Below are 21,360 nucleotides of genomic sequence, written 5' to 3' on the forward strand. Positions count from 1 at the left end.
GCAGGCGTTATGCCAATGAATTTGCATTTCCTCCGCTTCTTTACCACCGTCGCTGAGGCTGGAAGCTTTTCGCGAGCAGCGGACATCTTGCGCGTTAGCCAGCCCGCGGTCTCGAAAGGAGTACGCGATTTCGAACTGCAAGTGGGCTGTCGCTTGCTGGATCGTACATCGAAAGGAGTACGTACGACCCGCGAGGGGCGGGCACTTCTCAGGCACGCAGAAAATCTGTTCGCTGCCGAGCGGGCCGCCGAAGAGGAACTGTCGTCGCTGCGCAACCTCGCGAGCGGATCGCTTCACATCGGGGCAAGCACCACGATCGCGACCTACATGATCGCTGAGTACATAGGCAGCTTCCGGCGCAGGTATCCGAGCATCGATGTGCATCTGGTAAGCGCCAACACGCGGGATATTGCCGGAATGATGCGCGCGCATGAAATAGAGATCGCCCTCGTGGAAGGACCGGTCGAAGACGATGATCTCGTCAGTACGGCCTGGCGGACGGACATGATGAGCCTGATAGCAGGTCCGACTCACGCCTTCGCATTATCGGAAAATCACGTGTATGCGGCGGCCCTCGAAGATGAAATCCTGATCGTTCGGGAACCAGGCTCCGGCTCACGGGAGATCGTCGCGCAGGCGCTGTTGAACCATGGCGTGCGGCCGCGCAAAACCCTCGAAATCGGCAGCACGGAAGCGATCAAGCAAGTTGTCGCATGCGGTCTTGGTGTCTCGATCGTCTCAACATCAACCATTGGCGATCAGATCAAGCTTGGCCGGCTCAAGGCGATAAAAATGAAGGATCTGCAGATATCGCGCACGCTTTGGCACGTGGAAGTACGGGGACGAACCAAAATTCCTGCCGCGATTGCCTTTGAGCGAATCATAGGTGTCGCCCCATGACATCAATATGATGGAGTCGCGGGATCGTCTCGTCATTCGGAAGGCTTTGCTGGACGTGACGGCGGATCAAAAAAGGCGAGCGGCGCGAGATAAACCCAGTTTGCGTCAGCAACATCCAGAGAGCAACTTATCCGATCCACCATAGATAGCGAGACAGTTCGCCAGATGTCTGCTGCACTGCAATCCGATCAACGTCCGAGGGGTCCGTAGTCAGGACATCCCATCGCGGTTCTTGTGCCGACGCGCAAATTATTGGTGGTTGGCCGTTGGATGCAATGGTAGCGAGGTCTCGTTTTGAGCGGCCGTAATGGGAATATGTTCTCCGAGGGGGCGCCCCGACAGGATATTTTGGGCAGGGTCCTCTGTTGCTTGGAGGCTGAGACTGTGCCCCCAGTCCGCTCTCCGGAAAATCTGGCGAGTCGGGTGGGCCTGATTAGGTCGATGATTGTGGCCATCTCATCTCGAGCGCTCGCTTTGGCTGGCTTTGCGATCGGCTGGTCGCGATCTGGTCGAACGCGCCATCGCGATCAAGTCATGCACTTGACACGAAAGCCATAGTCATAAAGGCTGCTACCCATGTTAGTTTCGCTTTGCCCGCTGGATATCAAAGACTTGCGCTTCTATCAAAATTGAGCGCCGACGGCGTCGAGCGGCAAGGAGCTACGTCGGAATGGTCAGCTAGGGCGTGACAATCAAGCTTCGAAGGCGAATTGATCAACTGAGGCAAAGCACTTCTTGTCGACGGGTGGGGGCGCTGCTTGGCTCAAATCAGGAAAAATCGGGTGAGCGGCGATAAGCAAGCTAATCTAAGTGAGTTGATGCCAGACTTGCTCGCTCTGGGTTTTAGCGAGTACGAAGCGCGTGCCTACCTCGCGCTCTATGAGCTTTCGCAGGCGACTGCCTACGAAGTAGCCAAACTTGCAGGCTTACCCAAGGCGAACGCATATTCTGTCCTCGAGAGTCTGGCAAAGAAGGAGGCGGCTCAACCGATCTCCGAAACTCCACTGCGGTATGTGGCGGTAGCGCCCAAGGTTCTGTTTGAGCGAATTGCGACAGCGACGAGCAAGCGCTGCGCAAAGTTGATCCGAACGATTCCGGCTGTTTCACAGTCCAACGACGGTGGCTACGTATGGACCATTAACGGCGAGGACGCGATCGCCGCCAAGATGGAGGCTATGATCGACGGAGCGAAATCACACATTTGGGTAAAAACAGAAGAGAAAATACTGCTGCCGCACCGCGACGCGCTTCGACGTGCTGCAGACCGCGGGGTTGCGATTCTCATCATCCTTTTCGGGACTCAAGTCGAGAAGTTTCAATTCGGTGCGAAGTCGCGAACTTATCTCCACGAGGGAAACGGCATTCCCGTGGGAATCGCACCGCATCTTGTAACCCTTACAGTGGATTTCGAAGAAGCTCTGGTGGCGGAGATTCGTGCGCAAGGCGGCTCCTACACGCGAAATAAGCCGATAGTTAATCTTGCTGACTCCCTATTGCGGCACGAGATCTACTTCGCGGAAATATTCGAAATGTTCGGGCAACCGATCCAGAAGACGTTCGGCCCCGCTATTATCGAGCTTCGAAGGAAGTATCTTCCCGCACCGCAAGTTGCGGCGCTGGAAAGCCTTCTAGGGCTTACCGCGAGTCGAGTTGAGAAAAAATCCAAGCTGAAAGAAGAAAAGATCTAACGCGTCTGTCGCGGCGATTGGCACGCTTCGCCGGCGTGTTTCGCGCGCCTGCAAGGAGCAGCAATCTTAAGGGGGAGTTGGCTTTGAACCTTCAAAAGTTGCGCGCGCTGCATAGTGTAATCGTGACCGGTTCGGTCACCGGGGCCGCAACTCGACTTCATTTGACCCAACCAGCGGTAAGCCGTTCGCTGTCTGCCCTTGAAGCGGAGCTGGGATTCAAGCTCTTCAACCGGCTTGGTGGGCGCCTGGTTCCGACTCCTCAAGGAGAAGCCTTCTCGCGGGAATGCGAGCGTATCCTGCTGGATATCGACGATCTTACCCGCATCGGCAAAGAAATCCGCGCCAATCGAGGCGGTCGCCTTCGGATCGTGGCAATGCCACAACTCGCCCGAAGTCTACTCGTGCCGGCACTGGCCCAATTTTCGAAGGAGTTTCCGAGTGTTTCGATTTCTTTGGAAGTCAGGGAAAGACGCGAAGTCGAACGTTGGGCTTCGGGACTTAGGTTCGACGTTGGGATAGTAATGCTCCCGACTCAATTTGAAATGTTGACGTCGCATTCCTTCGCCGAATTGGTTCCCGTTGCGGTGCTTCATCCCGATCATCCACTTGCGGCGAATAAGACGATTCTCCCCAGTGATCTGATCGAGGACCGTTTTATTGCGCTGGACCGGACGACGTTGTTGCGGCAGATCGTTGATGGAATGTACGTACAAGCTGGCCTTGCCGCGAACATTTGGGTTGAAGTGTCGTCGGCGTTCATCGCGTGCCAAATGGTGGGAGCCGGAATGGGTGTGTCGATATCGGATCCATTCAGCGCAGCGCTGCTAGCAGAGCGAGATGTCGTGGTTCGCCCTTGCAAGACGTCGGCAAGGCTCAACTATGCTTTCGTCTATCCGCGCCATTCGAAGAAGACGGCGCAGGCGGTCCGGTTTTCCGAAATCGTGAGGAGCACTCTGGAGAATTTGATGGGGCGGTTCGAATTCGTGCAAGGGCAAACAATTCGATAAATTGCACTTCTTCCGTGCAGTGCTGTAGACGCGCGGGTCGCGGCGGTACGCACAGCCAACTTGACCACGTTTTCCTGAGGAATCGGGAGGATCCGGCAAGTCGCGCGTCCTCGATATTACAGCAAGTAATGCATCCATTACGCTAATTGAATTGCTGCGGTTCCGAATAACCCTTCAGATATGTAGGATGCGAGTCTGGCTCAATCCAAACTGAGCAGAAGCCAAAAGAGATGCCGGTGTGTCAATGGCGACGCATTCGAGACAGATGAGGAAACACATGCTACGAACTTTGCATATTTTTCTAGCACTCGCTTTCCTGACTTTCTCGTCATCGAGTTTTGCCGGTGCCAGGCTGGACGACGCAAAGAAGAGCGGCCTTACCCTCGGCTTCAGCAACGAGCCGCCCTTCGCGTTCAAGCAGGCCGATGGATCATTGGCCGGGTCAGACTACGATCTCGCAAAGCTCGCATTCAACCGCCTTGGAGTAGAGCGGATCGAAGGAACGGTGGTTGCGTTCGGATCGCTCATCCCGGGACTTCAAGCCAAACGTTTCGATTTTATCGCGACCGGACTCTATATCCTTCCCGCGCGCTGCCTTCAGGTTCTCTTCACCGAGCCCAACTTCACCGTTCAGGAAGGTCTTCTCGTTCGCAAAGGCAATCCCAAGCAAATCCATAGTCTTGACGACATCGTCAAACACGAGGACATCAAGGTTGGTGGCAACATAAGTGGCCAGCCGACACAGAATGCAGTCAAGGCCGGCGTGAAGGATAGCCAAATCACGCGTTTTCCGGACATCCCCTCCAATGTCGCGAGCCTGAAAGCGGGCAGGATCGACGGGGCATTGCTTATATCGGTAACTGCACGCTGGAACGCAAAGAACGATCCGACCCTGGAAGTCGCCGAACCATACACGGGCCTGCTCATAGATGGCAAGCCGAAGCAAGACTACGGCGCATTTGCCTTCCGTAAGGAGGATTCGGAGCTTCGGGACGCATTTAATGCCGAGATGCTCAAGATCGTGCATTCTTCGGAATATGTTGAGATCCTGAAAAAGTACGGCATGACGCAGAACGAAGTGCCGGCGGCCGACGTCAAGCTCGATACTCTTTGTAAGCAGTAGGACTCGTGCCCGAAGCGGACGGTGACAGATGTCGGCGCTCTACGAGGGTAGATGGCTGCTCCTTTCTGGTGCGGTAACGACGATGGCCCTTTACGCGCTCTCGACAGTATTGATGTTCGCTTGCGCGCTCGTTTTCGGTATCGCCAGGACATCCAAGAGCTGGTGGATCCGAACCATCAGTTTGCTCTATGTCGAGATCTTCAGGGGCATATCTCTGGTGGTCGTCCTGTTCTGGCTCTACTTTGTTTTGCCGTTCTTCGGGGTTGCGATTTCCGCCTTTTGGGCGGCCACACTCGCCATAGGCATGTGCTTCGGGGCTTATGGAGCTGAGGTCGTCAGGACGGCGATCGGCGCTATCCCGCGGGGCCAGTATGACGCCGCCTTGGCGATCAATATGGTGCCATCAATGATGATGCGCCGGATCATTCTTCCTCAAGCAATGCTGTCGATGATACCACCTCTCGGTAACCTCAGCATCCTGGTATTGAAAGCCACCTCGGTTGCCGCCTTGGCGACCGTTCCGGAACTGACTTTTGAAGCCTACTCTCTCAATATCAGAACCTTTCAGACCGTGCCGATCTATCTCGTTGTCATGATCTTCTATGTGGCTGCGGCGCAATTGATAGGAGCGGCAATCGCGTACGCAGAGCGACGTCTCGGGTTATGGCAGGGTAAGCCAACGCACGGCGCAACCAGGGGCTGGTCGGCATGAAGGTCGATTTCCAATATGCCTGGGAGTTGCTTCCGCAACTCGTGGTCGCGGCGCAAACCACATTGCTCGCCGCCGTCCTCGGTTTTATCGCCTCCCTGCTTGGCGGCCTCCTTCTCTTTGCGCTGTACAGCGCTAAGCACCGTCTGACCAAAATCTTAGTTCGCGGCTACGTCGAATTCGCAAGAGGGGTGCCGCTCCTGGTCCTGATCTATTTTCTGTACTTCGTGGGGCCTTCGGCAGGCGTCGTGATCAGCCCGCTGGTGACCGGCGTCATTGCTCTCGGCTTGCACTACAGTGCGTATATGGCCGAGGTCTACCGTGCCGCAATGATCGGTGTTCCGGCCGGGCAATGGGAGGCATCAACATCCATAAATCTCTCAACGTTCGACACATATCGGCGGATCATTGTTCCACAGATGATCCCATTCATCATTCCAAATGCCGGAAGTTACTTCGTCTACATGCTGAAGGACACGCCGCTGCTCGCATCCATATCCGTTTGGGAACTCATGGCCGTTGCTCAGGCGGAAGGAGCCAGGCGGTTTCAGTACTTTGAACCCATAACGATGGTTGGGATAATGTTTCTCGTCCTCAGCATTGCCGGCGCGTTTCTCATCAACAGGCTCGAGCGACTGTCCCAGAAGGGATGGCGGTAATGTCGGCCGGACCGTTCTCAGTACAGCTAAGGAACGTTACAAAACGTTTTGGGGCGTCCACGGTCCTAAATGACCTAAATCTCGAAGTCGGACAGGGTGAAAAGCTTGTGGTCATCGGTCCGAGTGGATCGGGAAAATCAACTCTCCTCAGGGTTCTCATGACATTGGAGGGAATCGACAGAGGCAGTGTCTCTATCTGCGGCCGTGAGTTGTGGTCGTGCGATTCGACCGGCGCAGCACGCCAAGCATCGGCCCGGCAAACACGTACGATTCGGAGCGATGTCGGCATGGTCTTTCAGAGCTTTAATCTTTTTCCTCACCTTACGGCGCTTGAAAACGTGACCGAGGGACCGATTCGCGTCCTCAAGATGCCGAAGGAGAAAGCCGTGAGCCTCGGAAAGGAGCTGCTTCGAAGGGTGGGACTGGAAGATCGGTGCGACTACTACCCTGCGAGGATGTCAGGCGGTCAGCAACAAAGGGTTGCGATCGCGAGAGCAATGGCGATGAGACCGAAAATACTCCTATTCGACGAGGTGACCTCGGCGCTCGATCCTGAACTCGTTGGCGAGGTGCTAGCGGTCATTCGGGAGCTGACTCACCAAAAGGAACTGACGGTTATCATGGTAACGCATCAGATGTCCTTCGCGCGAGAGATCGCCGACAGGGTTTGCTTCTTCGATCACGGCCGAATTGTCGAGGAAGGAGAGCCGTACCAGTTCTTTTCTCAACCGAAAAGCGCGAGAACCCAGGCGTTTCTAAAGTCGGTCCTGGACGCCTGACGATCTTAGTCTCAGCAGTCGAATTCCTCTTAGGAGACACTCAAATGACTTCCAGATCCATTTCGATGCCCGAGCCGGAGAATGCTCAGACTCGCCGGTCGGCGCGCAAAGAAACGGTCTACGCCGTCGGACAAATTCCGGCGCTCGATATGGAATTCTACCAGAACGTTGGGTCCGGTGCTGAGAAAGTGTCGGAGTTGACGATCCCTGCTCGGGATGGCGGCGCGTTCGAAGTGCCTGCCGGGCACCTCTTTCGGATCGTGAGCGTGGAGGGATCGCAGGTTGGTGATTTTAATCTTTGGAATAGCGACAATCTTTCTGAACACTTCTACAGCGGTAAGACGCGGGCGATTCATGCGACGCACATTTCTACTGGTGATCGCCTGTGGAGCAGCATGCCATACCTGAGGCCGATGGCGACTATCACTTACGACAGTCTGGGATGGTATGGGTGGGATTCCGATGGTTGTGGAATTCACGATGTGATCGGAACACGCTGCGACCCTTACACGAGAAGAATGATAACCGGTGAAGATTACGATCACTGTTGCCATTCCAATCTCGTTCGAGCCCTATCTGCCTTCAGAAAGATTTCGGCGAAGGAAGCCGAGGGCTACGTGCACGACGTCATGAACGTCTTTATGTGCACAGGCTTCGATGTCGAAAGTCACGAGTATATCAAAAAGGCAAGCCCGGTTCGTCCAGGCGACTTCATCGAATTCTTCGCGGAGATCAATCTCCTTGGTGCGCTATCCGCCTGTCCCGGCGGCGACTGTGGGCCGCGGGTCCCAGGGCAGACCCCCAAGTGCTATCCCCTGAAGGTGGAAATCCTTCGTCCCGCGAAGGGCGCGCTGAATGGTTGGAAGTCGCCTGAACCCTCGCCCTACAAAGGCAAGCACGGGATGAGCTGATTTGCGGAGCGCATTGTAAGAGCCGATTAACATCAAGGCGCTCGGAAATACCGTCGGCAGCTAGGCGCCGACCGGAATGGCGTCAGCCGTGCCAAGTTGACGCCGCGTTTGGGTTTGAAGTGCAACCGCGACAGCGAATTTCGAGATTATTCTCGTCATGCATGGTTGCAGGCGCTTTAGTAATTGGCGTCGTGGCGAGGCGTGATTGATAATTTGGCCCCATAAGCGATCGGTCAATCCTGTCCGCTGTGGCCAGGCCGACAGCAATTGCTCATCGGTGGTAGGATCCGGAATGTCCAGTGACGTGTCGAGCTTTCCCGCACAATTGATGCAGGGCTACGCCGCTTTCATGTTGGACCGCTTTCCTCAGGAACGACAAAGGTTCGATTCATTGGCCGCGCGCGGGGCAGTCACCGGAAGCCCTGGTGATCGGATGTTGCGACAGCCGCGTTTCACCCGAATTGATATTCAATGCGAGACCCGAGGAAATCTTCGTCATCAGAAACGTTGCAGCGCGTACCGCCCTTCGGTGTCGAGGGAGAATTCCACGCCGCCGGGGCTGCTCTGGTTGTGCTCGGTCACGCCCGGTGTGGGGCGTCCCCGCTTATGCCAAAGGCAAGGTATCGGCCTCACCAGAAAGCTTCACGACTCCATGGATGCAACGTCTGGTCCCGGTGGCGCACAGAGCTGGCCGTGTTGCGGCGGCCTGGACGACGATCACACCGACTTGGAGCTGGCTGCGATCGATCAGTCCTTGCTCAATCTAATGAGTTTTCCGTGGTGTGCGATCGCGTAGGTCGCAAGCAGCTCACGTTGCATGGATCGTATTTCGAGATTGCGAACGGTGTTCTGCACATACGAGATCGAGAGACCGGCAAATCTGATCCAGCGTGTGCGGACCGTTTTACGGACGCGATTACCTGTGCATCCGGACGATATCGATGAGGGGGCCGCTCCTGCGCCGATAGGTTTGAAATCGAAATCGGCTCGCGAATGGCCTGCTGCACATCCGGCAGATGACAACGACGAGAGGAACTACCAATGACAGTCTTCGACGCCGCGTCTGCGTCCAACCGCTCCGAGTTTGCCGCACGCGTGAATCGAATTCAACCGTCGCAGAGTGGTGCTGCGGCCCAGCGAGTGCGGGAATTGCAGGCTCAGGGGCGAACAATTCTCAATCTGACCCAGGGTGAACCCGACTTCGACACACCCGATAATGTCGTGCAGGCTGCGCTCGCCGCCATGAAGAGGGGCGAGACGAAGTATACCAACACGGATGGTACGGCAGTCCTGAAAGAGACAATTGCGAAGAAATTCGCGCGTGAGAACGGCCTCTCCTACAAGGTCAGTCAAATTTCGGTCGCCAACGGCGCCAAACAAATCTTATTCAATGCGTTGGCGGCGACGTTGGATCACGGAGACGAGGTCATCATCCCGGCTCCGTACTGGGTGTCGTACCCGGAAATGGTGTCGTTCTTCGGTGGGGTACCCAAAATCGTCGCTTGCCCGGCGGCGAGGAACTTCAAGCTCGATCCGATCGATTTGGAACGTGCGATCACGTCGAGGACTCGGTGGCTCCTCTTGAACTCGCCTTCTAATCCCACGGGGGCCGTATACACGCGCAGGGAGCTGGAGCCAATCATCGATGTATTGCGAAGAAATCCGCACGTCTGGCTCCTTAGCGACGACATATACGAGCATCTTGTCTATGACGGGCTCGAATATTGTACGCCGGCGGCGATCGATCAGTCCGTCGCGGAGCGAACCCTGGTCGTCAATGGCGTCTCGAAGGCCTATTGTATGACGGGTTGGCGCATCGGTTATGCCGCGGGTCCGGCGAAGTTGATATCCCAAATGGCGAAATTGCAATCTCAGGCCACGGCCAATCCATCGTCCATCAGCCAAGCTGCGGCCGTCGAGGCTTTGAACGGGCCGCAAGAGGGGCTTCGAGAGCGAGCAGAGAAATATCAACGACGGCGCAATCTGGTTCTGGAAGGACTCGCGTCCGTGCCCGGGTTGGCTTGCGACAAGCCGTCCGGCGCCTTTTACGTCTTCCCCTCCTGCCGCGACCTGATCGGAAAGCGGACCCCGGACGGAACCGTCCTTGCCGATGACAAGGACTTTTGCAAGTATCTCCTCGATGCCGAAGGGGTGGCGGTGGTGCACGGAGCGGCCTATGGCTTATCGCCCCACTTCAGAATCTCATATGCTACTGCGGACGAAACCTTAAAGGAGGCCTGTGTCCGCATAGCCCGGGCATGCAGTCGACTGAGTTGATGCAGCTCGCTGCCCTGACAATACGTGTGGAGCGATGTCGGACCACATTCGAGCAGCTCATATCGTTTTGCGGTTCATCGGGTCCGTGATGCGAAATGGAGATCTGCGACATGATGTCATCATTGCTCCAGGGCCGCATGAGCTCTCTAACCAGCGTTCTGTATCGCGGCCAAACGGGCGAACCGCCAAGATCAACTCATCGAGCTGGCCGCTGAGCTGGTCTTGCAAAACCGCCTCCACGAAAGTCGAGGTATTTGGTAGCTTGAAATAATACTACCAAATGGCTAGCCTCAAAGCGATCGACAAGGGAGGAAGTAATGGCCGCCATTCGACGGATAGGTATCCTCGCGCCGCCGATAAATGTGGCTATGGAAACCGAGCTACCGTCCTACGTTCCTCCCAATGTCAAGCTCAATCACAACAGGCTCACCAAACCCGGCACCGCTATAGCGAAGGAAGCGCAGCTCGCTATGGCCAACTCGTTGGATCGAGCGGCCTCGGATCTCGCACAGGCGAATCCGGAGGTGATAGTTTACGGATGTACGAGTGCCAGCTTCCTAGAGGGGCTAGGCAACGAAGCCAAGCTAGCCGACCGCATCACGATGTTGACCGGAATTCCCGCTGTCACCACTTCAACAGCCGTCATCGAAGCCTTGAAGGCCGTTCGGGCGACCAGAGTATTCATGCTCACTCCCTATCCGGATCTAATCAACAAGGAAGAGGCCCTCTTTCTGCAGCACTATGGCTTCGGCGTGGAGGCCGTCGATTCCTTCTTTTGCGCAGATGGACGACAGATCCTGACCATCTCGTCGGCGGACGTTGCCTCCAAGGTGCTCTCAAGCCGTGAGGTCATTTCAAGGTGTGACGCCGTGTTTGTCAGTTGCACCAATTTGCTGGTGATGGATCAAATCGACCGATTGGAAAGGGAATTGAACCTGCCGGTTGTCACCTCGAACCAAGCCTCTCTTTGGGCGGCACTCCGAAGGATGAAGATCGATGTCACCTCAACGGGGGTAGGCCGCCTGTTCAAGGAGCGGCGGCCACAAGAAGCACCGGTATTCGAGTTGAGCAATGCCTAACCGCGCCGTCAGGATCGTCGAACCGCCAGCATGCTCGATCGATTCCGACGCGGATAGAGTGGCCGCGCTCGAAATCATCGAAGTGTCGAAACGATTTGGAGATAACTCGATCGTCGACAACTTGTCATTGACGGTCAAGCAGGGCGAATTTTTGACATTTTTGGGACCGTCAGGCTGCGGTAAATCAACGACCTTGCGCATGATCGCGGGGTTCGAGCAGCCGGACGCGGGATCAATCAAGATCGGCGGCCATGTGATGACGGGCGTTGCGCCTTATCGGCGTCCCGTCGGCTTGGTCTTCCAAGGTTTGGCGCTATTTCCGCACCTTACTGTCGAGGAGAACATCGCCTTCGGGCTGGCGGTGAAAAAGGTCAAACGCGACGAAATCGTAGCAAGAGTACGCGAGGCGCTCGCGTTGGTGGATCTGAGCGAGCTCGGACGACGTCGGATACAACAGATATCGGGCGGTCAACGTCAACGCGTGGCCCTGGCGCGCGCGCTGGTCACTGGCCCGTCCGTTCTCCTGCTGGATGAGCCCTTCGGTGCACTGGACTTCAAGCTGCGCCGCCAGATGCAGATCGAATTGAAGCGTATCCAGCACCAAGTCGGCACAACATTCGTATTCGTGACTCATGATCAGGAAGAGGCGATGATCCTGTCGGATCGGATAGCCGTTTTCAATCATGGAAAGCTCGAACAATTGGGCAGCGCGCGTGAGGTCTACGAGAACCCGAAGAATGCATTCGTCGGAGGCTTCCTCGGGGATATCAACATCTTCGTCGGCCACGTGCAGTCTCTCGAGAAAAACGGTGCGAGTCTGCACCTGAGCGAGGTCTCGGCCGACGCTCTGATAGTGGCAACTCCAGAGATGAAAATCGGCGCAGAAGTCGCGATATCGATTCGTCCCGAGAACGTACGTGTGGGACGCGAAGTGTGGGGTAACAGTTGTCTTATGGTCGGCCAGATCGTGGCGAACATCTATATGGGCGCGACCGTCCGTCAAAGCGTTGTGGTCGACGACAAGGTCGTGGTGGTGGATACGACGGCCCGGCATGTGCAGCAGCAAGGCCTGCTTCCGGGAACTCAGGTCAAGTTGGCATGGGATTTGGAGGACGCCATCGTTTTCGCGAACAAGGAGGTGCGGAAGTGAAGCACGCTGCCGGTCTATTGATGGCCCTGAGCTTGTTCAGCCTTTCGACGACGGTTGCGTGCGCCGCCGACGGAGAAGTTGTCATGGGCACCTGGGGAGGAGGCAACAGCGAGATGTGGCGAGAGAAAGTCGGCAAGCCGTTCTCCGCGTCGTCCGGTATCGTGGTCAAGATCCGCGACTGGTCGGATCCGGAGCCGACGTTAAGAGCCCAAGCGAGAAAACCTCAGTTCAACGTCGCACTGGGCACCTGCTACAACGCCGCAAATCTCCAAAAGGATGGATTGCTGGAAAGCTTTAAGAAGGAAGACTTCCCCGAACTGGCTAATTTCGAGAAGTCGTCCTATCTGATAGACCAGAACGGCGAAGTTTACGCTTTCGGCATCTACTTTCAGTATTACGGGGCCGCATTCAACAGCGATCAGGCAAAAGCGTCAGACTTCGAGTCCTGGCGGGCATTGGCCGACCCGAAATTCAAGGATAAAGTCGCTATCGCCCGGCCGATCTATGCTGCTCCCAATGATTTGGTTCTCTTTGCGAAAGTCGGAGGGGGCGACGAAAACAACATTCAGCCCGGCATTCCTCTGCTTACGTCGATCGCGCGTAATGCTCTGACTGTCACGAACTCCACTGCTCAGATGAATGCCCTGCTGTCGCGCGGAGAGGTCACGGCGGGAGCCTACTATTCGAGCCGCGTCTGGACCATGCGGGCTTCCGGTGTAAAGAACGTCGATATCACAATACCCTCCGAAGGAGGATTGCTGCTGTCATATTTCTTGATCGTGCCGAAAGGCGCGAAGAATCTGGACGCCGTGAAAGCCTGGATAAACTATGCTTTAAGGCCAGCACCAGAATTGGCCATGCTTGATGCGTCTGGCTTCCTACCGCTCAATCAAACTGCCGCGCTTAGCCAGGAACAGCTCAAGGAGGTTGGTTCGCCGCAATCGTTGCGTTCGAAACTTTACCAGCCAGACTGTTCGGTGCTTGCCGCGAACCAGGAGAAGCGGGTCAATTTGGTCGAACAAATCTACTCTCAGGTCAAGTAAGCAATAAATTGGAAAGCGGCGGGTCAATGACGGATGTCGGAACTGAGAGGACGACCCGGCGGCACAGCGGCAGCGGAATGTTGTTCAAGGCGCGGCCGGTAAAAGTCGACTCCCAATTTCTTCTTCTCGTTCCAACTAGCGTACCGTTGATGCTTCTGGCGATCGGTGTCATCTCACTCGTGGTCGGCTCGTTCACGTCGAACAACGAATTGAGCTTCGCGCAATACCAGGCAGTCTTGGCGCGTAAAGATTACATTGAGACTCTTTATCGAACGATTTGGTTGGCCGGTCTCACGACCTCGATTTCGCTCCTGATAAGCTATCCCACTGCCTACTGGATCGCGCGATATCCGGGAAGGCGCGACATCTTTCTCATCATTCTGATGATGCCCTGGTTGGTAAGCGTCGTCGTGCGAACGTACGGCTGGATAGTGATCCTGGGCAAGAAAGGGGTCATTAGCCAGGCGTTGATGTCATCAGGCCTGATCGCGGGTCCATTAGAAATCCTGTTCAGTCCGACCGCCATCGTGATCGGGCTGGTTCATGTATTCTCACCCTTCATGATCCTTGCGATAGTGACAGTTCTGATCCGGCTGGACAAATCACTGGAGGAGGCGGCAGCCAGTCTCGGCGCGGGACCGTTTGAAACGTTCCGCAGGGTACTGTTGCCGTTGAGCTTTCCTGGGATCGTGACGGGCAGCATCATCGTGTTTCTGATGTCAATGGGATCGGTGGTCACTCCTCTGTTGCTCGGCAGCATGCGTGACAAGATGCTTGGTGCGCAAATTTATCAAGATGTCTTTCAACTCTTCAATTTTCCGAAGGCCGCGGCGCTAGCGATGATTCTTTGCGTCGCTGCCCTGGCGGTCGTGCTGCCTCTGCAGCTACTCGAGGCTCGTGCGAAGAAAAGTGCGGCCTCTTAGGGAGGTAGGATGAAAGTCGCTTGCCGCATAGTCGCCGTCCTAGTGCTCGCCTTTTTGCTCGCACCGATTGTGGTCGTGGTGCTGTCCTCATTCTTCGAGTCGGGATTCATCGAAGTTCCGCTCAGCCAGCCTTCACTGAAGTGGTACAGTCAATTCTTCAGTAGCGACGAGTGGATTTTAACGGCGGCCGACAGCGTCGTCATTGCTTTTGTTGTCGCGGTGGCGAGCACTGCCCTAGCGCTGACAACCGCATTGGTGACCGCGCGCCGCCATTTTTGGGGCCGCGCATCATTCGAGTTCATGATTTTGGTGCCGCTGGTATTGCCGCACGCCGCAATGGGTGTCGTGATGCTGACCGTGATCGGATCGCTCGGCTGGAATGGAACGTATAGCGGCATTGTGCTGGCCCATACAATCCTAGCGTTACCCTTCGCTTATCGACCGATCCTGAACAACATGCGGAGCCTTGAGAAGGATGTCGAGGAGGCGGCGATGAATCTGGGCGCGACGCCCGTCGTGATGTTCTTCAAGGTTATTCTTCCACTGATGCGGCCGGGCATTGTCACGGCACTCATCTTCAGTTTTATCATTTCGTTCGACGAGTCGACCGTGACGCTCTTCCTAATCGGACCCGACGCCACAACTCTGCCAGTCAAGATTTTTGCCGCGATACAGGAGGACGCAAGTCCGATTATATCGGCAATTTCGACGATGTTGATCGGAGCAACCGTCTTTGTACTGATCGCTGTGCAGAGGTTGGTTGGCTTGGAGGCGTTTGCTGAGGCCGAGGGAGGGCCAGGCCGGCGATAGCAACGGCTGCTGTGTAGAAGGCGTCCGGTCTCTTCCGACAGGAGGTGCTTGACGGCGGAAAAAAGAAGCTGCCGTCAGCCGGGGCTATATGCATCATATGCATGAAAGTAGGTACTTTTGTTATTGGCGTTGTTTTGGCGAACTGTTTTTAGTGTTGCCCAGCATATGGCTGGCACGCAGCTCCATCGAGGATCGATGGCTGAATGGCTTCGACGTTTGCGACGCAAGAAGATGAGTCTTGGAGACGAAAAGGAGCCATGAAAAGCGAAGACTTCAAGATGATCTCAAAGCTCATTGGCTTGATGCATGGATCAGGGGTCGAGGAGCTGGAAGCATCCGACGGAGACTTGCGCGTAAAGATCACGATGTTTGCGGCCGCACAGGGTAGGCAGGAAATGCATGGGGCGGCGCCTTCCGATCCGCCAGTTGATGCGACCGTGTCGAACGAAGCCGTCGACGAAACGACGTCGTTCGTCTGCGCTTCAATGCAGGGCATTTTCCATCGCGCGCCCGCGCCGGGTGCCGAACCTTTCGTAGTAGTTGGAAGCCGGATCTCCACAGGTCAGCAGGTCGGCATCATCGAAGCGATGAAGCTCTTCACTCCACTGCTCGCTCCGACAGCCGGTGTAATCGAGCAAATATTGGTGGAAAACGGAGTGGAAGTGCAGGCCGAACGGCCATTGTTCAAGGTGAAGTGCAATAGCAATACCAGTAGCGATGGCGAAGCGACATGAAGCCTTCCAGGCCGATAGAGTTTGCAAACCCGCAGGTGAGCTTGTGCGGAAGTGCGGCGCTCTTGTTCGATGCGGAGGGGCCGATGTGTCTACCCACACAGGAGCGTATCTGGACTCTTAGCAAGCAGGTCGGTCAATGGGACGTGGTTGTCGATACTCAAGTCGGTATGAATAATCTTCTCGTCCTGTTCGACTCTTCGAAGGCCGATCCGGAAGCACTTGCATCGAGACTTCTGGAGAGCTGGAGGAAAGTTGAACCGGGCGGTCCACAAGGGAAGCTTCTTGAGGTTGGTGTCGTTTATGGAGGCGATCGCGGCATGGACCTTGGTGAACTGGCTGCTCATCACGGTATCGATCCGGAGACCGTCGTAAAGCTGCATTCCACTCCGGAATATGTCGTGTTCGCGCCCTCCACGACGCCGGGATTCGGCTATCTCTTCGGTTTAGACCCACGTCTCTTCACACCTCGAAGAAAGGTGCCCGTGGTGCGTCCGTTTGGGGGAAATGTGACGATCGGGGGCGGGCAATCAAATCTTGGAAATCCTCGCGGCGCCGGTGGGCCACCGACGTTTCCGACCGGCTGGTACGTCATCGGGCACGTACCGGAGGCGCCGGTGCCGTTTGATCTAAGTCGCAATCCGCCAAATCTTCTCGATGTCGGTGATCGAATTCGCTTCCGCGTGGAGCGCATAGAGAGATGATTGAGGTTGTTCAGACTCCGCCGCTCAACTCCGTGCAGGATGACGGCCGTGTCGGCTTTCGAGGATTTGGGATTGGACGATCCGGGGCGATGGATCACGTGGCCTTGGCGGCGGCCAATGCGCTTTTGGGAAACGAGGAGAACGCGGCCGCCATCGAACTGCAATTGTATCCGTTCGCGGTGAAGTTTCATTCTGACACTCTTTTTGTGCTTACAGGCGCGACAGCTCGTGCAAAGCTCGATGGCGTGGCGGTACTTCCTTGGTGGGTGACGCCGGCTCGCGGCGGCCAAAAGCTTGTGGTGTCCGAGCCGGTGGACGGTTTGCGGACGTATTTGGCGATCGCCGGTGGCGTCGAAGTTCCCGTAATACTCGGATCTCGCAGTACGCAGCTGCGCGATGGCTTCGGCGGCTTTGAAGGGCGCTCGCTTAAGGCCGGAGACCAATTGGAGGTAGGGCACGCCGCTCCGGTCACTCTGCGGGATTTAGGAGGATATGGCGCCAGTCCAGCCTTGTCTGAGCTGCCGTCGGCGACGTGGGCGGGCAGCAGCCCGGGGGGAGTCATCCTCCGCGTCATTACGGCATCGGAGTACGACCTGTTCGACGAATCCTCCAAAACCGCCTTTTGGACCACACCTTGGACGATTTCCACGAAAAGCAGCCGGATGGGCTATCATCTTACGGGCGCGACACTGTGCCGGACGCATGACGTGGAAATGAGGTCGCACCCGATCGTACCTGGCGTCATTCAGGTGCCGCCTTCCGGTGATCCGGTGATACAACTGGCGGACGGTAACTCTGCGGGCGGTTACCCGAAGATTGGTGTCGTCATCGAGCCCGATCTTTGGCGGATTGGGCAAGCAAGGCCAGGCCAGTGTCTTCACTTCGTTCGGTGCAGCTTCGCCGAAGCTCGCGATGTCGAGAGGGTGACGCGCAGCTACATCGAGGAGATCCGACGGTTGGCAAAGTTTTGTAGGTGTTCCCCGCGAGCGAAGCTCCCATGAGCATCGAGTCTTGGGAATTAGCGGAGTTGATCGCCCAAATGAAACGGGCAGGCGTGAAAGAGTTGGAGGCGCAACGCGGAGAGAGTTCGATCCGCCTCTCTCTGGGCCGGCACAACCGCAAAATGGTGGGGACGAGAGCGCTAGAGCTGGCTGGCGTCGAGCGGACCGACGCAGCCACGTTCGTTCGGGCTCCTGCTGTGGGTAGGTTCTCGAATAGACACCCGTTGGGAGAGGCGACGACCGTAGGAGATCACGTTCAAGAAGGTGACTTGCTCGGGGTGATCGCTATCGGACCAATCTTCAGGCCGGTGATCGCGCCCGTCGCCGGTCGTGTGATCGAGCAGGTCTGCCGCAGTGAGAGCGACGTCGAATACGGAACGACGCTATACCGCATAATGGCATCGGGCTGAAACGAAGGTCCTGCCGAAAGGAGCACCCATGGAGATTGATCTCAATTCTGATCTTGGCGAAGGCCTTGGCCGTTGGAGGATGGGAGACGACGAGGCGCTGATGAAGCTGGTCTCATCAGCGAACGTCGCTTGCGGCTTTCACGCGGGCGATGCGGTCATCATGACGCGCATGGTCGAGGCAGCGAAAGAGAACGGCGTAGCTCTCGGCGCACATGTCGGGCTGCCGGACATACTCGGTTTCGGGCGTATCCCGATGAAGATCGATCCGCGTGACATGCAGAAGCATGCGCTTTATCAACTGGGTGCGCTTTCTGCTATCGCGAAGGTCAATGGCTACAAGGTTACCCACGCGGGGACCCATGGCGCCCTGGGCCAGATGGCACAGGAAAACAAGGAATATATCGAGAAGATTCTCGAAGTGTTCGCGGCGTTCGACAGGGATCTGATCATCGCGGCTTCGGTCAAGAGTCACGCAGGCACATTCGCGAAGTCGCTCGGATTGCGGGTGGTAGGCAAGATCTTTGCTGACCGGGCATACGACGACGAGGCTCGCTTGGTTAATCGGCGACATCCGGGCGCACTTATCACCGATCTGACCGAGGTTGCGAGGAGAATGAGCCAGTTCCTCGATGACGGGACTATCACGTCCGTGTCGGGAAAGCGGATCAAGGTCGACGCAAAATGTGTCCTGGTCCATAGCGATACTCCGGGCGCTGTGGAAATCGCGAGAGCCGTAAGGACGGTGGTCGAAGACGGCGGAGGACGTATCGTTCCGCTAACGGAGCTTGCGGCGTAATGTCGGTGCGGTCCATATTGATCGCTAATCGAGGCGAGATAGCGCTCCGGATCATTCGCGCGTGTCGGACGCTGGGGCTGCGAACAATCGCTGTCTGCTCCGAGGCAGATCGAGGGGCGGCTTACCTTGCTCTTGCCGATCGAGCGGTCTGCATCGGCGGCGCGGCGGCAGATACGAGCTATCTGGATATTGGGGCGGTGATGCTCGCAGCAGCCGCCGTTGGTGCCGACGCAATTCACCCCGGATACGGGTTCTTGTCGGAGAACGGAGACTTCGCGGAAGCGGTCGAAGGCGCTGGGCTCATCTTCATTGGTCCGACCTCCGATGTTGTCCGGCTAATGGGGGATAAGATCGCCGCGAAGGCGAAAATGCGCGAGCTCGGCGTGCCTTGCGTTGCGGGAAGTCATGGCGCGCTTCCCGATGATCCGCAGCTCTGCCAAGCGTGTGCGACCGAGGTTGGGTACCCTCTTATCATTAAGGCGGCGGGCGGCGGCGGCGGTCGCGGCATGCGGATCGTACGAGACAGCGCAAGTCTCCACCAAGCGATCGGAGCCACGCGGGAGGAGGCGAGGCGGGCATTTGCCAATCCGACGATCTACCTGGAGAAATTTTTGGAGCACCCGAGGCACGTCGAGATCCAGGTCATCTGCGATGGGGGAGGCGAGGGAGTATGGCTCGGCGCCCGCGACTGCTCGATGCAGCGCCGCCACCAGAAATTAATTGAAGAGGCGCCGCCGCCAGGCGTGCCTGAGGCCAATATCGCCGAACTTGGGGAGCGCTGTGTAGCCGCTTGCCGGGCGATCGGCTATCGCGGCGTAGGCACCTTCGAATTTCTCTACCAGGACGGGATATTCGCTTTCATCGAGATGAATACGCGCATACAGGTCGAACATCCAATAACCGAGGAAACCAGCGGCATCGATATCGTGCGCGAGCAGATTCGGGTGGCATTGGGCGAGCCGCTCGGACTTCGTCAATCCGAGGTCACCTGCAGAGGCCATGCTATTGAGTGCCGGATCAATGCGGAACATCCTTTCGACGGCATTCCTTCTCCTGGTCGTGTTGAGAGCTGGCTGGCTCCGGGCGGACCGGGAATTCGGGTCGATACCCATATCGTGGCAGGTTCGGAAGTCCCTTCACACTACGACTCCTTGATAGCCAAGGTGATCGCTAGGGGCGAGGATCGTTCGGAGTGTATCGAGCGCATGCTTTCGGCCTTGGCAGACCTGCGCGCAGAGGGTATCCGGTTGAACACCGAGCTTCACTCGGTGGTATTGAAGGACGCGTCCTTTCGGGACGCGCGCCTTAGCATCCACTCCTTGGAAGACATCCTTCGACGGCGCGCCTCGTCCGATCGACGGTGAGCGTGATAGGCGACGGCCCGTCGAACCTAATGTGCAATCGAGCACGCATCAAAGGCGGGCAGCCTTGGGCGAATTCGTGCAGTGCGAGATCGCGTCCGATCGAGTCGATGACTTCGGGCTCGGGTCCCAGGAAGATATCAGCTCTCGCGGAACTCGGTCAGACCGAATTCCTTCAAGACGGCCTCGGTATGTTGTCCGAGGGACGGCACCGGGTCCATACGCGGCTGCCAGGACTCACCGCTAATTGGTCGCAAAGATGGCATCGGGCCCGCCGGGGTTTCGATATAAGCCCAGCGCTTGCGGCTGCGCAGTTGCGGATGATCCCACACGGCGGACATGTCATTCACGCGAGCCGTACCGATCCCGGCGGTCTCGAGGCGCGAGATGGCTTCGTTCGACGGCAGCTTGCGGAACGTGTCACAGATGACGGCATCGATCTCAGCTCGCTCTTTCATCCGGCCCGCATTGCCCTTAAAGCGTGCTTCGCTGGCCCACTCGGGCCGTTGTAAGACGATCGTCGTGAACGCGGCCCACTCGCGATCATTTTGAAGTCCGAAAAGTACCATGCCATCAGCAGTTTCGTAGGGCCCATATGGGAAGATCGTGGCATGGCCAGCTCCCGCCCGAGCCGGAGGTTGTGCTCCGTCCATCGCATAGTAAAGCGGATATCCCATCCATTCCACCATGGCCTCCAGCATCGAGACTTCGACATGATCGCCCTGTCCGCTTTTGGCTCGACGCAGCAAGCAGGCCAAAATGCCCTGAAAAGCCATTGTGCCCGCAGCGATGTCAGCAATCGAGATGCCGGCCTTTGCAACGGCGTCCGGCGTGCCGGTCGTTGACAAAAAGCCGGCCTCCGCCTGAATCAGTAGATCGTATGCTTTGCGCTTCTCCCACGGCCCATTCGGACCGTATCCAGATATGTTGCAAGTAATCAGCTGCTTGTATGTGGAGCGCAGCACGCCATCGGCGAGCCCTAGGCGGGCAGCTGCCCCTGGAGCAAGATTTTGCACAAACACGTCTGCGTGCGCGATGAGCCGTTGCACGGCTTCCAACGCTCCCGGCCGTTTCAGGTCGAAGGTGACGCTCTCTTTCGACCGATTGGTCCAGACGAAATGACTGGCAAGACCACGCGCACGCGTATCATAGGCCCGAGCAAAGTCGCCACCATCGGGCCGTTCGATCTTTATGACTCGGGCGCCGAGGTCGGCAAGCTGACGCGTGCAATAGGGAGCCGCGATTGCCTGCTCGATTGCGATGACCAATACCCCGTCCAGTGGCCGCGTCACGACACCT

The 21,360-nt window shown here is 56.9% G+C and carries 22 protein-coding genes; 21 read left to right on the forward strand and 1 reads right to left on the reverse strand.

What is annotated here, in order from left to right; all coding sequences use genetic code 11:
• Positions 1-15 precede the first annotated feature (15 nt).
• From AC0WRY_RS35225 to AC0WRY_RS35325, 21 genes are all read left to right on the forward strand, one after another.
• Positions 16-900, forward strand: a complete 885-nt coding sequence (locus AC0WRY_RS35225) for a LysR family transcriptional regulator (protein ID WP_232995588.1) — start codon at positions 16-18, stop codon at positions 898-900.
• A gap of 782 nt (positions 901-1,682) precedes the next feature.
• Complete coding sequence (locus tag AC0WRY_RS35230; protein ID WP_206733164.1) at positions 1,683-2,588, forward strand: TrmB family transcriptional regulator; 906 nt, start codon at positions 1,683-1,685, stop codon at positions 2,586-2,588.
• A gap of 83 nt (positions 2,589-2,671) precedes the next feature.
• Positions 2,672-3,595 (forward strand): LysR family transcriptional regulator, encoded by a 924-nt coding sequence (locus AC0WRY_RS35235; RefSeq protein WP_128929683.1) that lies wholly within the window; start codon positions 2,672-2,674, stop codon positions 3,593-3,595.
• Between the two features lie 277 nt (positions 3,596-3,872).
• Entirely contained in the window at positions 3,873-4,718 is an 846-nt protein-coding gene (gene ehuB / locus AC0WRY_RS35240; RefSeq protein WP_164933832.1) for an ectoine/hydroxyectoine ABC transporter substrate-binding protein EhuB, read from the forward strand.
• 28 nt (positions 4,719-4,746) lie between these two features.
• Positions 4,747-5,430, forward strand: coding sequence for an amino acid ABC transporter permease (locus tag AC0WRY_RS35245; RefSeq protein WP_128929681.1), 684 nt, complete (start codon positions 4,747-4,749; stop codon positions 5,428-5,430).
• Entirely contained in the window at positions 5,427-6,086 is a 660-nt protein-coding gene (gene ehuD / locus AC0WRY_RS35250) for an ectoine/hydroxyectoine ABC transporter permease subunit EhuD (protein WP_128955088.1), read from the forward strand. Before AC0WRY_RS35245 ends, ehuD begins: the two co-directional genes overlap by 4 nt.
• Complete coding sequence (gene ehuA / locus AC0WRY_RS35255; protein ID WP_188637407.1) at positions 6,086-6,865, forward strand: ectoine/hydroxyectoine ABC transporter ATP-binding protein EhuA; 780 nt, start codon at positions 6,086-6,088, stop codon at positions 6,863-6,865. The genes ehuD and ehuA overlap by 1 nt, the downstream gene beginning before the upstream one ends.
• Positions 6,866-6,909: 44 nt before the next feature.
• Positions 6,910-7,776: an urea carboxylase-associated family protein gene (locus tag AC0WRY_RS35260; RefSeq protein ID WP_128929678.1), complete on the forward strand. Its 867-nt coding sequence runs from the start codon at positions 6,910-6,912 to the stop codon at positions 7,774-7,776.
• Positions 7,777-8,068: 292 nt separating this feature from the next.
• Complete coding sequence (locus AC0WRY_RS35265) at positions 8,069-8,572, forward strand: hypothetical protein (protein WP_283814997.1); 504 nt, start codon at positions 8,069-8,071, stop codon at positions 8,570-8,572.
• Between the two features lie 245 nt (positions 8,573-8,817).
• Positions 8,818-10,053 carry a pyridoxal phosphate-dependent aminotransferase gene (locus tag AC0WRY_RS35270; protein ID WP_128929677.1) on the forward strand — a complete coding sequence of 412 codons (1,236 nt, stop codon included), beginning with the start codon at positions 8,818-8,820 and terminating at the stop codon, positions 10,051-10,053.
• A 317-nt stretch (positions 10,054-10,370) separates the two neighbouring features.
• Positions 10,371-11,132: a maleate cis-trans isomerase family protein gene (locus AC0WRY_RS35275; RefSeq protein ID WP_128929676.1), complete on the forward strand. Its 762-nt coding sequence runs from the start codon at positions 10,371-10,373 to the stop codon at positions 11,130-11,132.
• On the forward strand, positions 11,125-12,282 hold the full coding sequence (locus tag AC0WRY_RS35280; RefSeq protein ID WP_128929675.1) for an ABC transporter ATP-binding protein: 1,158 nt from the start codon (positions 11,125-11,127) through the stop codon (positions 12,280-12,282). Before AC0WRY_RS35275 ends, AC0WRY_RS35280 begins: the two co-directional genes overlap by 8 nt.
• Positions 12,279-13,325: an extracellular solute-binding protein gene (locus AC0WRY_RS35285; protein WP_164933833.1), complete on the forward strand. Its 1,047-nt coding sequence runs from the start codon at positions 12,279-12,281 to the stop codon at positions 13,323-13,325. The genes AC0WRY_RS35280 and AC0WRY_RS35285 overlap by 4 nt, the downstream gene beginning before the upstream one ends.
• A 26-nt stretch (positions 13,326-13,351) precedes the next feature.
• Positions 13,352-14,248 carry an ABC transporter permease gene (locus tag AC0WRY_RS35290; protein WP_206733165.1) on the forward strand — a complete coding sequence of 299 codons (897 nt, stop codon included), beginning with the start codon at positions 13,352-13,354 and terminating at the stop codon, positions 14,246-14,248.
• A 9-nt stretch (positions 14,249-14,257) separates the two neighbouring features.
• Entirely contained in the window at positions 14,258-15,058 is an 801-nt protein-coding gene (locus AC0WRY_RS35295; protein ID WP_128929673.1) for an ABC transporter permease, read from the forward strand.
• A 257-nt stretch (positions 15,059-15,315) separates the two neighbouring features.
• Positions 15,316-15,792, forward strand: coding sequence for an acetyl-CoA carboxylase biotin carboxyl carrier protein (locus tag AC0WRY_RS35300; protein WP_164933834.1), 477 nt, complete (start codon positions 15,316-15,318; stop codon positions 15,790-15,792).
• Positions 15,789-16,493, forward strand: coding sequence for a 5-oxoprolinase subunit B family protein (locus AC0WRY_RS35305; protein ID WP_128929671.1), 705 nt, complete (start codon positions 15,789-15,791; stop codon positions 16,491-16,493). Before AC0WRY_RS35300 ends, AC0WRY_RS35305 begins: the two co-directional genes overlap by 4 nt.
• A complete protein-coding gene (locus AC0WRY_RS35310) occupies positions 16,490-17,494 on the forward strand; it encodes a 5-oxoprolinase subunit C family protein (RefSeq protein WP_128929670.1) in 1,005 nt (334 codons plus the stop codon). Before AC0WRY_RS35305 ends, AC0WRY_RS35310 begins: the two co-directional genes overlap by 4 nt.
• On the forward strand, positions 17,491-17,904 hold the full coding sequence (locus AC0WRY_RS35315) for an acetyl-CoA carboxylase biotin carboxyl carrier protein (RefSeq protein ID WP_128929669.1): 414 nt from the start codon (positions 17,491-17,493) through the stop codon (positions 17,902-17,904). Before AC0WRY_RS35310 ends, AC0WRY_RS35315 begins: the two co-directional genes overlap by 4 nt.
• Positions 17,905-17,932: 28 nt before the next feature.
• Complete coding sequence (locus AC0WRY_RS35320) at positions 17,933-18,700, forward strand: LamB/YcsF family protein (RefSeq protein ID WP_128929668.1); 768 nt, start codon at positions 17,933-17,935, stop codon at positions 18,698-18,700.
• Entirely contained in the window at positions 18,700-20,064 is a 1,365-nt protein-coding gene (locus tag AC0WRY_RS35325) for an acetyl-CoA carboxylase biotin carboxylase subunit (protein WP_128929667.1), read from the forward strand. Before AC0WRY_RS35320 ends, AC0WRY_RS35325 begins: the two co-directional genes overlap by 1 nt.
• Before the next feature lie 137 nt (positions 20,065-20,201).
• Here AC0WRY_RS35325 and AC0WRY_RS35330 read toward each other — a convergent pair whose 3' ends face one another.
• A complete protein-coding gene (locus AC0WRY_RS35330) occupies positions 20,202-21,353 on the reverse strand; it encodes a CaiB/BaiF CoA transferase family protein (RefSeq protein WP_128929666.1) in 1,152 nt (383 codons plus the stop codon).
• Between the last annotated feature and the right edge of the window lie 7 nt (positions 21,354-21,360).

Source organism: Bradyrhizobium sp. T-12, from assembly GCF_058314695.1.